General features: G+C 72.1%; 15 protein-coding genes. 3 read left to right on the top strand and 12 right to left on the bottom strand.

The annotated features are described in order from the left end of the window. Positions 1-8 precede the first annotated feature (8 nt). Positions 9-338: a metal-sulfur cluster assembly factor gene (locus tag H577_RS0105315; RefSeq protein ID WP_029145070.1), complete on the top strand. Its 330-nt coding sequence runs from the start codon at positions 9-11 to the stop codon at positions 336-338. Positions 339-370: 32 nt separating this feature from the next. On the opposite strand, the gene H577_RS0105310 is transcribed toward H577_RS0105315, so the two are convergent. The 5 genes from H577_RS0105310 to H577_RS0105290 are packed head-to-tail and all read right to left on the bottom strand — an operon-like array spanning position 371 to position 5,211. Further along, entirely contained in the window at positions 371-1,267 is an 897-nt protein-coding gene (locus H577_RS0105310) for a siderophore-interacting protein (protein ID WP_036283943.1), read from the bottom strand. After that, positions 1,264-2,091 carry an ABC transporter ATP-binding protein gene (locus H577_RS0105305; RefSeq protein WP_029145068.1) on the bottom strand — a complete coding sequence of 276 codons (828 nt, stop codon included), beginning with the start codon at positions 2,089-2,091 and terminating at the stop codon, positions 1,264-1,266. Before H577_RS0105305 ends, H577_RS0105310 begins: the two co-directional genes overlap by 4 nt. Beyond that, entirely contained in the window at positions 2,088-3,143 is a 1,056-nt protein-coding gene (locus H577_RS0105300; protein WP_029145067.1) for a FecCD family ABC transporter permease, read from the bottom strand. Before H577_RS0105300 ends, H577_RS0105305 begins: the two co-directional genes overlap by 4 nt. After that, positions 3,140-4,183: a FecCD family ABC transporter permease gene (locus tag H577_RS0105295; protein WP_029145066.1), complete on the bottom strand. Its 1,044-nt coding sequence runs from the start codon at positions 4,181-4,183 to the stop codon at positions 3,140-3,142. The genes H577_RS0105300 and H577_RS0105295 overlap by 4 nt, the downstream gene beginning before the upstream one ends. Next, positions 4,180-5,211, bottom strand: a complete 1,032-nt coding sequence (locus tag H577_RS0105290) for an iron-siderophore ABC transporter substrate-binding protein (RefSeq protein WP_029145065.1) — start codon at positions 5,209-5,211, stop codon at positions 4,180-4,182. Before H577_RS0105290 ends, H577_RS0105295 begins: the two co-directional genes overlap by 4 nt. 337 nt (positions 5,212-5,548) lie before the next feature. Between H577_RS0105290 and H577_RS0105285 the strand changes: the two genes are divergently transcribed. Then, complete coding sequence (locus H577_RS0105285) at positions 5,549-7,147, top strand: ABC-F family ATP-binding cassette domain-containing protein (RefSeq protein WP_029145064.1); 1,599 nt, start codon at positions 5,549-5,551, stop codon at positions 7,145-7,147. Between the two features lie 22 nt (positions 7,148-7,169). Here the strand turns inward: H577_RS0105285 and H577_RS0105280 are convergent, their stop codons facing one another. Genes H577_RS0105280 through H577_RS16905 form a run of 3 tightly spaced genes read right to left on the bottom strand, consistent with a single transcriptional unit; the run spans position 7,170 to position 8,661 of the window. Then, positions 7,170-8,081 (bottom strand): SURF1 family cytochrome oxidase biogenesis protein, encoded by a 912-nt coding sequence (locus H577_RS0105280; RefSeq protein WP_029145063.1) that lies wholly within the window; start codon positions 8,079-8,081, stop codon positions 7,170-7,172. Beyond that, complete coding sequence (locus H577_RS0105275) at positions 8,078-8,287, bottom strand: hypothetical protein (protein WP_029145062.1); 210 nt, start codon at positions 8,285-8,287, stop codon at positions 8,078-8,080. Before H577_RS0105275 ends, H577_RS0105280 begins: the two co-directional genes overlap by 4 nt. Further along, positions 8,284-8,661, bottom strand: a complete 378-nt coding sequence (locus H577_RS16905; protein WP_051191788.1) for a DUF3099 domain-containing protein — start codon at positions 8,659-8,661, stop codon at positions 8,284-8,286. Before H577_RS16905 ends, H577_RS0105275 begins: the two co-directional genes overlap by 4 nt. Positions 8,662-8,749: 88 nt before the next feature. Between H577_RS16905 and fabG the strand changes: the two genes are divergently transcribed. Next, positions 8,750-9,463, top strand: coding sequence for a 3-oxoacyl-ACP reductase FabG (fabG, locus tag H577_RS0105265; RefSeq protein WP_029145061.1), 714 nt, complete (start codon positions 8,750-8,752; stop codon positions 9,461-9,463). 17 nt (positions 9,464-9,480) lie between these two features. Here fabG and H577_RS0105260 read toward each other — a convergent pair whose 3' ends face one another. The 4 genes from H577_RS0105260 to H577_RS0105245 are packed head-to-tail and all read right to left on the bottom strand — an operon-like array spanning position 9,481 to position 12,801. Further along, positions 9,481-10,113 (bottom strand): HAD-IA family hydrolase, encoded by a 633-nt coding sequence (locus H577_RS0105260; protein WP_029145060.1) that lies wholly within the window; start codon positions 10,111-10,113, stop codon positions 9,481-9,483. 9 nt (positions 10,114-10,122) lie between these two features. Continuing rightward, complete coding sequence (locus H577_RS15235; RefSeq protein ID WP_051191787.1) at positions 10,123-10,848, bottom strand: alpha/beta fold hydrolase; 726 nt, start codon at positions 10,846-10,848, stop codon at positions 10,123-10,125. A 54-nt stretch (positions 10,849-10,902) separates the two neighbouring features. Next, positions 10,903-11,535, bottom strand: a complete 633-nt coding sequence (serB, locus tag H577_RS0105250) for a phosphoserine phosphatase SerB (RefSeq protein ID WP_029145059.1) — start codon at positions 11,533-11,535, stop codon at positions 10,903-10,905. A 21-nt stretch (positions 11,536-11,556) separates the two neighbouring features. Then, positions 11,557-12,801, bottom strand: a complete 1,245-nt coding sequence (locus tag H577_RS0105245; RefSeq protein ID WP_029145058.1) for a glucose-1-phosphate adenylyltransferase — start codon at positions 12,799-12,801, stop codon at positions 11,557-11,559. Positions 12,802-12,833 lie beyond the last annotated feature (32 nt).

The following is a 12,833-nucleotide window of genomic DNA, read 5'->3' as shown; positions in this document are numbered from 1 at the left end:
CTCGGACCATGACCGCGACCCTGTCACCCGAGAAGTACGACGAGGTCACCGAGGCGCTCAAAGACGTGATGGACCCCGAGCTGGGGATCAACGTCGTCGACCTCGGACTCATCTACGATCTCGCGTGGGACGACGAGAACGACGCGCTGGTCATCCACATGACGCTCACCAGCGCGGGATGTCCGCTCACGGACGTCCTCGAGGAGCAGACCGCCCAGGCGCTGGATGCGGTCGTCGACCGGTTCCGCATCAACTGGGTGTGGATGCCGCCGTGGGGGCCGGAGCGGATCACCGACGACGGCCGCGAGATGATGCGCGCCCTCGGCTTCGCGATCTGACCGACCGGTCCGCGATCTGACCTGCCCCGCCGTCACGCCTCGGCGCGGCCGAGCCGCCAGTACCCCATGAAGGCGACTGCGCGCCGGTCGACGCCGTGGTCGGCGACCAGGTGTCGGCGCAGCTGTCTGATCGCCCCGGCCTCGCCGGCCAGCCACGCGTACAGCGGCGCGCTGCGCAGGGCCGCCCCGCCGCGGGCGGTGCGCGGCACCTCCCAGAGCAGGCCGCCGTCGATGTCGACCTCTTCGACCTCGCTACCCCGGCCCGGCGGCACCAGCGCGGCCGCGGCCTCCTGCACCGCCGGCACCAGGTGTGTGTGCCGTGCGCCGTGGGCCCGTGCTGCCACCCGGTAGGTGAAACCGGGGTGGTGCGGCAGGTAGCCGACGTCGTCGGGGTGCGGCACCTCGACGACCACGATGCCACGGGCATCGGCCGGCACCTGTTCGAGGATCGCCGCGATCGCCGGCGCGGCGGTCTCGTCGCCGGCGAGCAGATAGGCGCCGGTGTGCGCCGGCGGCACGAAATCGACACCGAAGCTCACACCGTTGTGCGGTTCGGCGGGACCGAGGATCAGCACCTCGTCGCCGACGCCGGCACGGGCGATCCACGCCGACGCCGGCCCGATCACCTCGTGGGCGACCATGTCGACGTCCAGCTCCGGGATGCCACGGCGCACCGCCCGGGTCGTGTAGGTGCGGAACGGGGGACGGGCGTCGGCGTCCATGCGTCGCCACACGTCGTACCAGTCGTCGCCGGTCGGCATCGCTTCCAGCGCGGCGGCGGAGGCGGGGAAGACGATCTTGATCCGCTGGTCGAAGCCCGGGTCGGCGAACCCGGCCAGCTCGGGTCCGGTGAACGTGAAGCGGCGAAAACTCGGCGTCAGATCGGTGACCGCGCCCACCCGGGCGCGGAAGAAGCGGTACCCGCTCATCGGGCACCTTCCGTGCAGGCATTCTCACGCACGTGGTGCCGCCCGCGCGGCAGCACGATCGGGGCTCCTGAGACCGGGTCGGCGATCACCGCACAGTCCAGATCGAATACCTCGCGGATGAGCGTGGTGGTGACCACGTCGGCGGGGGCGCCGGATGCCACCACCCGGCCGTCGCGCATCGCGAACAGGTGGTCGGCGTACCGGGCGGCCAGGTTCATGTCGTGCAGCACCATCACGATGGTCGTCCCGTTGCGACGGTTCAGATCGGTGAGCAGGTCGAGCACCTCGACCTGGTGGGCCACGTCGAGGAACGTGGTCGGCTCGTCCAGCAGCAGGATGTCGGTCTGCTGCGCCAGGGCCATCGCGATCCACACCCGTTGACGCTGCCCGCCCGACAGTTCGTCGACGCAGCGGTCGGCCAGCTCGGCGGTGCCGGTGGCCTCCAGCGCCTGCGCCACCACCTCATCGTCGTGCGCGCTCCACCGTGCCAGCAGTCGCTGGTGCGGCTGACGGCCGCGTCCGACCAGGTCGGCGACGGCGATGCCCTCGGGCGCGACGGGGCTCTGCGGCAGCAGGCCGAGCGTGCGCGCGAGCTGTTTCGTGGGCCGACGGTGCAGCGGCTCGCCGTCCAGCAGCACCTCACCGGCGCGCGGCGCCAGCAGGCGGGCCAGGGCGCGCAGCAGGGTGGACTTGCCGCAGCCGTTCGCGCCGATCACGGCGGTGATGGCCCCGGCGGGAACGTCCAGGTCGATCTCGTGCACGACCACCCGGTCGCCGTAGGCGAGGGTGAGGTCGGCGGCACGCAGAGTGTGCGAGACGGTCACAGCGATGCTCCCGATCGGTTGAGGCGGATCAGCAGGAAGACGAGGAACGGCGCGCCGAGCACGCCGGTGACCACGCCCACGGGGTAACGGCCCTCGAACGCGAACCGGCCGACCAGGTCCGCCACCGTCACCAGCAGCGCGCCCACCAGGCCCGATGCCGCCGGCAACGCCGTGGACGGGCCGACCAGACGCACCGCGATCGGGCCCGACATGAACGCGACGAACGCGATCGGGCCGGCCGCCGAGGTCGCCACCGCCAGCAGCGTGACGGCGGCGATCAGGGCGAGGATGCGGGTGCGCCCGGTGCGCACGCCCAGCCCGGTGGCGGTGTCGTCACCGAGCCGCAGCGTGCCGAGCGCCCGGGACTGCGCCAACAGCAACGGCACGAGCACCACGGATGCCACCGCCAACGGCACGATCGACGGCCAGGCGGCCGCGTTCAGGCTGCCGGTGAGCCAGCGCGTGGCCGCCTGCAGGTCCCATGCGGCGGCGCGCGAGAGCACCCAGGTGGTGACGCTTGTCAGCATCGCGCCGACGCCGATGCCGATGAGGATCAGCCGGGTGCCGGCGAATCCGCCCCGGTGGGCCAGCAGGTAGATGGCGGCGGCGGTGATCAGGGCCCCTGCCACGGCGAGCAGCGACACGGCGGCCGGTTGCAGCGAGAACAACACGATGCCCGCCACCGCGGCCGCACCGGCGCCGGCGCTGATGCCGATCACATCGGGCGAGGCGAGCGGGTTGCGCAGCATGGTCTGGAACGTGACCCCCGCCAGCCCGAACGCCAGGCCCGACAGCACCGCCAAACTCGCGCGCGGCAGCCGCAGGTCGCCGACCGTGAACGACGCACCCGGCACGGCCTGACCGGCCAGCACCCGCAGCACCTCGTCGGGGGAGTAGAAGGCGTCGCCGATCATGAGGGCGGCGGCGAAGGCGGCCAGCACCGCCACACCCAGCCCGGCCACCACGAGGGTGCGCCGCCGGCGGCGCGCCCTCCGGCCGGCCGCGATCGCGCGCACGGTCGTGGCATCCGCTGTCAGTACGGGGGCGGTCACAGCTCGCGCACCTTCTGCCGACGCACGATCCAGATGAAGAACGGTGCGCCCACCAGCGCGGTGACGATGCCGACGTCGAGTTCGCCGGGACGGGCGACCAGGCGCCCGATCACGTCGGCGCCGACCAGCAGCCCGGCTCCGGCGACCGCCGAGAACGGCAGCAGCCAGCGATGGTCGGGCCCGGCCAGCAGCCGGCACAGGTGGGGCACCACGAGGCCGACGAAGCCGATCGGGCCGGCGATCGCGGTGGCGGCACCGCACAGCACCACGGCACCCGCCGAGGCCACCAGTCGGGTGCGGGTGACGTGGGTGCCCAGGCCCGCCGCCAGATCGTCGCCCAGCGCGAGGGCGTTCATGCCGCGCGCGCTCAGCAGGCACACCGCCGCGCCGACGACGAGGGCGGGCAGCACCAGCGCGATCCGGTCCCAGGTGGCGCCGCCCACGCCGCCGATCTCCCAGAACCGGAAGCTTTCCATCGCGTCGGCGCGGGGGAGCAGGATCGCCCGCACCAGTGAGGCGAAGGCGGCCGACGCGGCAGCGCCGGCGAGGGTGAGTTTCAACGGGGTCGCCCCGCCCGAGCCGAGGGAGCCGACCGCGTAGACGAGCACTGCGGCCGCCGCGGCGCCCAGCACGGCCGCACCCATGAGCGCGGCCGGGGCCGTGGTGCCCACCAGCACGATGCACACCACCACCGCCAGCGACGCCCCGCCCGACACGCCCAGGATGCCGGGGTCGGCGAGCGGGTTGCGGGTGACCGCCTGCATGGCGGCGCCCGACAGTGCGAGCGCGGCGCCGACGAGCACCGCCAGCACTGTGCGCGGCAGCCGGGCCAGGACCGCGGCCTCACCGACGGTGTCGGCCTGTCCGCCGAGCGCCGAGAACACCTCGCCCGGGGTCACCGCCCGCACGCCGAGTGCGACGGATGCCACGCACAGCACCGCCAGCACGGCCACCGCGGCGATCAGCCAGGCGGTGCGCGTGGTGCGGCGTCGCCGGACAGGGACCGCGGGTACCGCAGCCGCGGTCGCGGTCGCGGTCATTCGCCCAGGGCTCCGGACAGCAGTGCGAAGTAGTCGTGGATGCCCCAGCCGATCGACAGGGGAGACGGGTTCGCCGATGCGGCCAGCGGAGTGTTGTTGCGCAGCACGGCGATGTGTCCGGCGGCGACGGCCGGGATCTTGCCCAGCAGCGGGTCGGCCTTCAGCTTCGCGATCATCGCGTCGGCGTCGTCGCCGTAGGTGACGAACAGGTCGACGTCGGCGAACCGGTCGGCCTGCTCGGCGCTGACCGTCGTGTAGAACTGGTCGGTGGTGGCCGACTCGTCGGCGACCACCTGCGGCACCGGCATCCCGAGGCTCTGCAGAAACCCGGGCCGGGTGTCGTGGCTGGTGTAGAAGCCGATCTTGCTGAAGTCGGCGGGGTCGATGTACGAGAACAGCACCTTCGCGTCCTTCAGCTTGGGGAAGTCGGCGAGCGCGGCGTCGACCTCGCCGTGCAGCTTCTGAATGAGCGCGTCGCCTTCGGCCTTCTTGCCGATCGCCGCCGCATCCATGCGGATCATGTCCTCGTACGAGGTGCCCCAGGCGACGTCGGGGTAGGCGACGACCGGGGCGATCTTCGAGAGGGTGTCGTATTCGGTGCGACTCAGGCCCGAGTAGGCGGCGAGGATCACGTCGGGCTTGGTGGCGGCGACGGCCTCGAAGTCGATGCCGTCGGTCTCGTCGTAGAGGGCGGGGGTCGTGCCGCCGAGCTCGGCGATGCGGTCTTCGGCCCAGGGGAGGACTCCGTCGTGGTCGTCGTCGCCCCACGTGACCTTGGCCATGCCGACCGGCACCACGCCCAAGGCCAGCGGCACCTCGTCGTTGCCCCAGGCGACGGTGGCGATGCGGGTGGGCTGGGCGGGGATCGTGGTGGTGCCGTACGCGTGTGTGATCGTCACCGGAAAGCCGTCGGATGCCGGCGACGCCGGGCCGTCGGCCGCGGGTGCGGCGCTGCCGGAAGCGCAGCCGGTGAGGGTGAGGGAGAAGGCGGCGAGGCCGGCCAGGGCCAGGGACAGTGCGCGGCGGATGGGCACGGGGGACTCCTCGGGAAAGTGAATAGGTAAGGCTAGCCTAACAGCGCACAGGGAGTGGGTTCGTCCGGGCGACGGATGGAGCGGCCCGGCCGCACCCGCCGCGGCAGGGACCGACCGGACTGCCGCCGCAGGGATCGACCGTACCCGCCGCCGATGGCCTGGCTGCACCCGCCGCCGAGGCCCCGGCTGCACCCGCCGTGCCAGCGCCCCCTGCCCGCCGTCGAAGGCGCGACCACACCGCCGCCGCCGAAGGCCGGTGCGGGCGCCGCCGTATACTGGGAGGCTGGCCCCGTCGGGCCGAACACCCACCCCCACCGCGAAGGATGTCCCTGTGCTCGCCGTGCACGACCTGCAGATCCGCGTGGGCGCGCGCGTCCTGATGGAGGACGTGTCGTTCCGGGTGTCGGCCGGCGACAAGATCGGGCTCGTGGGGCGCAACGGCGCCGGCAAGACGACGCTGACCAAGGTCCTCGCCGGGGACCTGCTTCCCTCTGAGGGGCGCGTGGAACGCGGCGGCGAGCTCGGCTACCTGCCGCAGGATCCCCGGTCGGGCGACCCCGACATGCTCGCCCGCACGCGCATCCTCGACGCCCGGGGACTCGGGTCGATCCAGCTGGGCATGCGCGAGGCCTCGGAGCAGATGGGCAGCGACGACGTGGATGCCGCGGCCCGCGCGATGCGTCGCTACGGCACCCTCACCGAGCGGTTCGAGACCCTCGGCGGCTATGCGGCCGAGGCCGAGGCCGCCTCGATCGCCCACAACCTGGCGCTGCCCGACCGCATCCTCGACCAGCCGCTGCGCACCCTCTCGGGCGGTCAGCGCCGGCGCATCGAGCTGGCCCGCATCCTGTTCTCCGACGCCGAGACGATGATCCTCGACGAGCCGACCAACCACCTCGACGCCGACAGCGTGGTGTGGCTGCGCGAGTTCCTCAAGGGCTACAAGGGCGGGCTGATCGTGATCAGCCACGACGTCGAACTGGTCGGCGAGACCGTGAACCGGGTGTTCTACCTCGACGCGAACCGTCAGGTCATCGACATCTACAACATGAACTGGCGCAACTACCAGCGCCAGCGCGTCGCCGACGAGGAGCGTCGCAAGAAGGAACGCGCCAACGCCGAGAAGAAGGCGACCGCACTGCAGCAGCAGGCCGCCAAGTTCGGGGCGAAGGCCACCAAGGCCGCGGCCGCGCACCAGATGCTCGCGCGCGCCGAGAAACTGCTGAACGGCCTCGACGAGGTGCGCCAGGTCGACCGGGTCGCCAAGCTGCGGTTCCCCAAGCCTGCGCCGTGCGGCCGCACCCCGCTGACGGCCACCGGGCTGAGCAAGTCGTACGGGTCGCTGGAGATCTTCACCGACGTCGACCTCGCCATCGACCGCGGCTCGAAGGTCGTGGTGCTCGGGCTCAACGGCGCCGGAAAGACCACGCTGCTGCGCATCCTCGCCGGGGTCGACGAGCCCGACACCGGGCAGGTGGTGCCCGGGCACGGGCTGAAGATCGGCTACTACGCGCAGGAGCACGAGAACCTCGACGTCGGGCGGACCGTGCTCGAGAACATGACGTCGGCGGCGCCCGACATCACCGCGACCGACGCCCGCAAGGTGCTCGGATCGTTCCTGTTCACCGGCGACGACGTGCACAAGCCCGCGGGCGTGCTCTCGGGCGGCGAGAAGACGCGGCTGTCGCTGGCGACCCTGGTCGTCTCGAGCGCGAACGTGCTGCTGCTGGACGAGCCCACGAACAACCTCGACCCGGCCTCACGCGACGAGATCCTCGACGCGCTGGCGCACTACGAGGGCTCGGTCGTGCTCGTCTCGCACGACGAGGGGGCGGTGCAGGCGCTGAACCCCGAGCGGGTGCTCATCCTGCCCGACGGCGTCGAAGACATCTGGGGCCGCGACTACGCCGACCTCGTCGCGCTGGCGTAATCAGCGGACCCGCCCCGCGCGGTCAGCGGGATGCGTCGTCGAGGAGGGCGTCCTCGTCCTGCGCGTCGCGGTCGCGGCGTGCGGCCCGACGCTCCCGCATGCGGCGGGCGGATGCCTCGGCCTCGAGCGCCGCGGCCGCCTCGGGGTCGGTGGCGGCCAGAGCCGCCACGGCGGCGGCGTCCTCGGCGGCCTCGCGGCGCGCGCGGCGTTCGGATCGGATCACGTACCAGATGAACACGAAGCCCATCACCGCGAACATGATCCACTGGATGCCGTACGACAGGTACGGTCCCGGGTCCTCGGAGGGTGACTCGAACGCGGAGGGCACCTCGGCGGGCGCGGAGTCTTCGCTGATCAGCTCGCCGTAGGCGCCCCGGTCGAGGTCGGCCAGCCCGGTCTTGTGGGCGACCAGTGGCAGGTTCACCGACGGCACCTGTCCGGCGGGGGCTGCGGCCCCCGAGTTCGGCAGGCCCTCGCCGGGCACCAGCCGGGCGACGACGGTGACCTGACCGGTCGGCGCGGCCGGGATGCGGTCGGGGGTGGGCTGGCGGTTGCCCGGCGGCTCCCAGCCGCGGTCGATGAGGAACACGCGGCCGTCGGTGAGCTGGAAGGGCACGATGATCTCGTAGGCGGCGGTGCCTTCGTGCACGCGGTTGCGCACGAGCAGCTGGTCGTCGGTCAGGTAGTGCCCGGTGAGGGTCACCGGACGCCACTTGTCTGCTGCATCCAGCGTCGCCCCCGCCGGCAGCAGGCGGTCCAGTGCCACCGGCGCGGCGTCGTAGTTGCGTGAGATGAGTTCGAGCTGCGCGGTGCGGGCCACGTTCTTGCTCAGCTGCCAGTGGGCCAGGAACGCGCAGGCGATCGCGAACACGATGGCGACGCCGATGTAGGCGGTCCAGCGGACGGCGGCGGGGGCGGACTGGCGGCTGCTCATCGCGGCTCCGGCTCGTCGGCGGGCAACGGTTCGACCGCCACCGGAAAGCGGCGGGCGGCCAGGAAGTCGCGCAGGTAGTCGACGTGCGCGGGACAGGCGGGCCAGAGCTTGCGCCGGTCGGTGGCGTGGATGCGCGGGTTGCGCCACACCACGAGGGCCGTGGCGGCGGCGGTGCATCCGGCGCGCGCGCAGGTCGGGGCGCTCATTCCCGGCCGTCCCCGTCCACTCGGTCGGGCTGCGCGGCCCCGCCCACCTCGCGGGTCTCACGCACGCGGATCACCGTCTCGTGCCCGGCGTCGGCTGCCGCGGCCGGCAGCGCCCGCTCGGGCGGCACCGCGGCGACGGTCTTCGACTCCTGGCCGACGTTGGCGAGCACGACCGCGACGTACGGCAGGAAGATCGCTCCCGCGCCGAACACCCAGGTGTACCAGCCGAACGGCTGCACGAACACCATCGCGACGAAGCACGCCACGCGCACGGCCATCATGAGCAGGTAGCGCACCGAGCGCGCGCCCACCTCGTCGCGCGGCGCGCGCGGCAGCGAGGTCGCCGACTGGGGGTGTGACGGGGTGGTTTTCACGGTGCTCCCAGACTACGCCGCACCGGCCGTGCGGTCGTCGCCGCGTAGGCTGGTGCGAGCATCCGTCCCCGACCCTGTGGAGTGATCCATGTCAGCAGCAGACCGCGTCGTCCTGGTCACCGGCGGCAACCGCGGCATCGGCCGCGCCATCGCCGCCCGCTTCGTCGCCGACGGTTACAAGGTCGCCGTCACCGCGCGTTCGGGCGAGGGGCCGGCCGGCACACTGACGGTGCGGGCCGATGTGACGGATGCCGCGGCCGTGGACGCCGCGTTCACCGAGGTCGAGCAGAAGCTCGGGCCGGTGACGATCGTGGTGGCGAACGCCGGTATCACCAAGGACACGCTGCTGCTGCGCATGACCGAGGACGACTTCGACGCCGTCGTCGACACGAACCTGGGCGGCACCTTCCGGGTCGTCAAACGGGCCGCCAAGGGGATGCTGAAGGCCCGGTGGGGCCGCGTCATCCTCATCTCGTCGGTGGTCGGGCTGTACGGCTCGGCGGGACAGATCAACTACTCGAGCTCGAAGGCCGGGCTGGTGGGTTTCGCCCGGTCGCTGACGCGCGAACTCGGTGCCCGCGCGATCACCGCGAACGTGGTGGCGCCGGGCTTTATCGAGACCGAGATGACCGCGGAGCTGCCCGAGGAGAAGAAGGCCGAGTACAAGAAGGCGATCCCGGCCGGCCGCTACGCGTCGGCCGACGAGGTCGCCGGCGTCGTGGCCTGGCTCGCCTCGGACGAGGCGTCGTACATCTCCGGGGCCGTCATCCCCGTCGACGGCGGCCTCGGCATGGGGCACTAGGCCGGCGACTGCCCGGTCTACGCGGCGTACGCGGTGAGGAAGTCCTCGATCGTGGCGATCGTGGTCGCATTGTCGGTGTGCAGATGACCGCGGATGCCGAGGTCGGCGGCCCCGTCGAGCGACACCCGGTGGTCATCGATGAACAGCACGTCGTCGGCGCGGGCGCCCATCTGTGACAGCGCGGCCGTGTAGGCGGCGGCATCCGGCTTGGCGACCCCGATCTCGTGGCTGTACACGATCGGATCGACGACACCCGACAGACCGAAACGCCGCTCTTCCTCTTCGCGCGCGCCGTCCACAGAGTTCGAGAGGGCGGCTCGCCCGATGTGCGCGGGCAGCGAGCGTGCGTATGCGATCAGGTCGGCGTTGGCCGTGCCGCAGTAGGCATCCCAGAACTCGGTGCGCACCTCGTCGCGGGTCGCGGCATCGAAGCCCAGGGCGTCACCCAGGCGCCGCCAATACTCCGACTGCACGCCCTGCTCGAGGTCGAGGCGAGGAAGATCCGCCGCGTCGACGCGTTCAGCGAAGGCGTCGAGATCGAGCCCGGCCCGTTCGCGCAGACGCGCGGAGAACCGCGGCTGCCACTGGCCGTCGTCGGCGAGGGCGAACACGCCGCCGATGTCGAACAGGATCCACGGCTTCGTCGTCATCGCGCCACTCTAGCGGGCGCGTCCGATCGTCGGCCGGTCGACGCGTCGCCGCTGCAGCGCACGCACGATCGCGGTGGCCAGCCGACCGGGCTGCGACAGTTGCGGCCAATGCCCGGTGTCCAGATGGACGATGTCGACGTCGCGGATGGCCGCGAACTCGTCGTCCCAGGGGCCCCAGTGGGCCAGCTCGTTGCGCAACGCGGTCTCGTCCTGTCGGCCCGACAAGAGGGTCACCGGAATCGCGTGCCGTGCGGGGTCGCGCAACTCGACGGCGTCGGTCGGCACGCGCGCCGGCACCGAATGCATGCGCACCCGGCTGCGGACGGCGTCGTCGAGATCGGCGATGTCGGCGCCGTCGAAGTAGTCCCACCCGGGGAACGGCACCACCCCGTCGTGTGGGGGATACTGCGCGATGCCGAATCCGGATGCCGGTGGCACGGTGTCGACGAAGACCACGCGCGTCACGTGGGCGGCGCGGGCGTCGGCTGCGGCCCACACGACGTTTCCGCCGCCGGAATGGCCGACCAGGGCCGCCGGTCGTGGAGACGCGTCGATCTCGGCCACCACCGCCGCCACCCAATCCGCCATCCGGATGTGCGCCGACCGGGACGCCGGCTCACCGACGCCGGGCATGGTCAGCGGGCGCGGCACGTGGCCGGCACGCTCGAGCACCGGCACGACGCCGTCCCAGCACGACGCGTCCAGCCAGAGCCCCGGCACCAGGATCACGTCCATGACGGCACGGTAGCGCGCCGATGGGGGATCGCGGGGAGCGGGAGCGGCGTTCCGTCAGGGCAACAGCGGCACGATCTGCGACAGGTCGACGGGGCCGACGACCAGGTCGGCCTGCGCCCGCACCGCCGGCTTGGCATTGAAGGCCACGCCCAGGGCGGCGGCCGCCATCATCTGCAGGTCGTTCGCCCCGTCGCCGATCGCCAGGGTGCGCGCGGTCGGCACCTCGTACCCGGCGGCCCACTCGCCGAGGGCGGCGGCCTTGCCCGCGGCATCCACGATGTCGCCGTCGACCCGGCCGGTCAGCACGCCGTCCGAGGCCTCGAGCCGGTTCGCGCGCCAGACGTCCACGCCCAGGTCGGGCGCCACGGTGTCGAGGATCTCGTGGAACCCGCCCGAGACCACCCCGACGACGCCGCCGCGGTCGTGCACGGCGTCGATCAGCTCGCGCACCCCGGGCGTCGGTTCGATCCGCGCCAGCACGCGCGCGAACGCCGTCAGCGGCACGCCCGCCAGCGCCTGCACGCGCGAGCGCAGGCTGGAGGCGAAGTCGACCTCGCCGCGCATGGCCGCCTCGGTCGCCGCCGCCACCTCGGGCCCGCGCCCGGCCTCATCGGCGATCAACTCGATCACCTCGTTGCGGATGAGCGTGGAATCGGCATCGAGGACGACGAGCAGACGCGCGGGCACGCGTCCACAGTACCGGCGCGGTCAGGCCTCGACGTGCACGCCCTTGCCCACGATGGTGATGCCCGAATCGGTCACCGTGAACCCGCGCGCCAGGTCGCGCTCGCGGTCGACGCCCACGGTGGCACCGTCGGCGAGCACCACGTTCTTGTCGAGGATCGCGCGGTGCACCCGTGCGCCCTGACCGACCCGCACATGCTCGAACAGCACGGCGTCGGTGATCGTCGAGCCGCCGGCCGCCAGCGTCCACGGCCCCACCACACTGCGCTCCAGATGGGTGCCCGACAGCACCGACCCCAGCGAGACGATGGAGTCGATGGCGTTGCCGATGCGTCCCACCGAGTCGCGCACGAACTTCGCCGGCGGCGAGTTCACCGTCTGCGAGTGGATCGGCCAGTCCATGTTGTACAGGTTGAACACCGGCAGCGTCGAGATCAGGTCCATGTGTGCGTCGAAGAACGAATCGATCGTGCCCACGTCGCGCCAGTACGAGCGGTCGCGGTCGTTCGACCCGGGCACATCGTTGAGCTTCATGTCGTACACGCCCGCCTCGTCGCGGTCGACGAAGTAGGGCACGATGTCGCCGCCCATGTCGTGGTTGCTCGTGGTGTCTTCGCCGTCGGCGGTGACCGCCTCGATCAGCGCGTCGGCGTCGAAGATGTAGTTGCCCATCGAGGCGAGCACCTCGTCGGGCGCGTCGGCCAGCCCGGTCGCGCTCTGCGGCTTCTCGAGGAACCGCCGGATGCGCCCGGGATGCTCGGGGTCGACGTCGATGACACCGAACTGGTGGGCCAGGCCGAGGGGCTGACGGATGCCGGCCACCGTGGCCCGTGCGCCGGATTCGAGGTGCGCGTCGAGCATCTGCCGGAAGTCCATGCGGTACACGTGGTCGGCGCCGATGACGATGACGATGTCGGGCTGCTCGTCGTTGATCAGGTTCAGGCTCTGCAGGATCGCATCGGCCGACCCCGAGAACCAGCGCTTGCCCAGGCGCTGTTGCGCGGGCACCGAGGCGACGTAGGAGTCCAGCAGCGCCGACATGCGCCAGGTCTGCGAGATGTGCCGGTCGAGGCTGTGCGACTTGTACTGGGTCAGCACCACCACCTGCCGCAGCCCCGAGTTGATGAGGTTCGAGATCGCGAAATCGATCAGCCGGTACTGCCCGCCGAACGGCACCGCCGGCTTCGCCCGATCGGCCGTCAGCGGCATGAGTCGCTTGCCCTCACCACCGGCGAGGATGATTCCGAAGACCTTGGGCGAGGCTGGCATGGCACCACACTATGCCCGCCGCCCCGGCTGTA

The sequence above is a fragment of the Microbacterium luticocti DSM 19459 genome (assembly GCF_000422405.1).
GTDB lineage: Bacteria > Actinomycetota > Actinomycetes > Actinomycetales > Microbacteriaceae > Microbacterium > Microbacterium luticocti.
Note: the sequence above shows the minus strand (reverse complement) of the source record. Positions and strands in the feature narration are given on the sequence as shown.

Coding starts and splice junctions, on each gene's coding strand:
- H577_RS0105315 (WP_029145070.1), top strand. CDS start 9: ATGACCGCGACCCTGTCACCCGAGAAGTACGACGAGGTCACCGAGGCG.
- fabG (WP_029145061.1), top strand. CDS start 8,750: ATGTCAGCAGCAGACCGCGTCGTCCTGGTCACCGGCGGCAACCGCGGC.
- H577_RS15235 (WP_051191787.1), bottom strand. CDS start 10,848: ATGGACGTGATCCTGGTGCCGGGGCTCTGGCTGGACGCGTCGTGCTGG.
- H577_RS0105310 (WP_036283943.1), bottom strand. CDS start 1,267: ATGAGCGGGTACCGCTTCTTCCGCGCCCGGGTGGGCGCGGTCACCGAT.
- H577_RS0105275 (WP_029145062.1), bottom strand. CDS start 8,287: ATGAGCGCCCCGACCTGCGCGCGCGCCGGATGCACCGCCGCCGCCACG.
- H577_RS0105280 (WP_029145063.1), bottom strand. CDS start 8,081: ATGAGCAGCCGCCAGTCCGCCCCCGCCGCCGTCCGCTGGACCGCCTAC.
- H577_RS0105295 (WP_029145066.1), bottom strand. CDS start 4,183: ATGACCGCGACCGCGACCGCGGCTGCGGTACCCGCGGTCCCTGTCCGG.
- H577_RS0105260 (WP_029145060.1), bottom strand. CDS start 10,113: ATGACGACGAAGCCGTGGATCCTGTTCGACATCGGCGGCGTGTTCGCC.
- H577_RS0105245 (WP_029145058.1), bottom strand. CDS start 12,801: ATGCCAGCCTCGCCCAAGGTCTTCGGAATCATCCTCGCCGGTGGTGAG.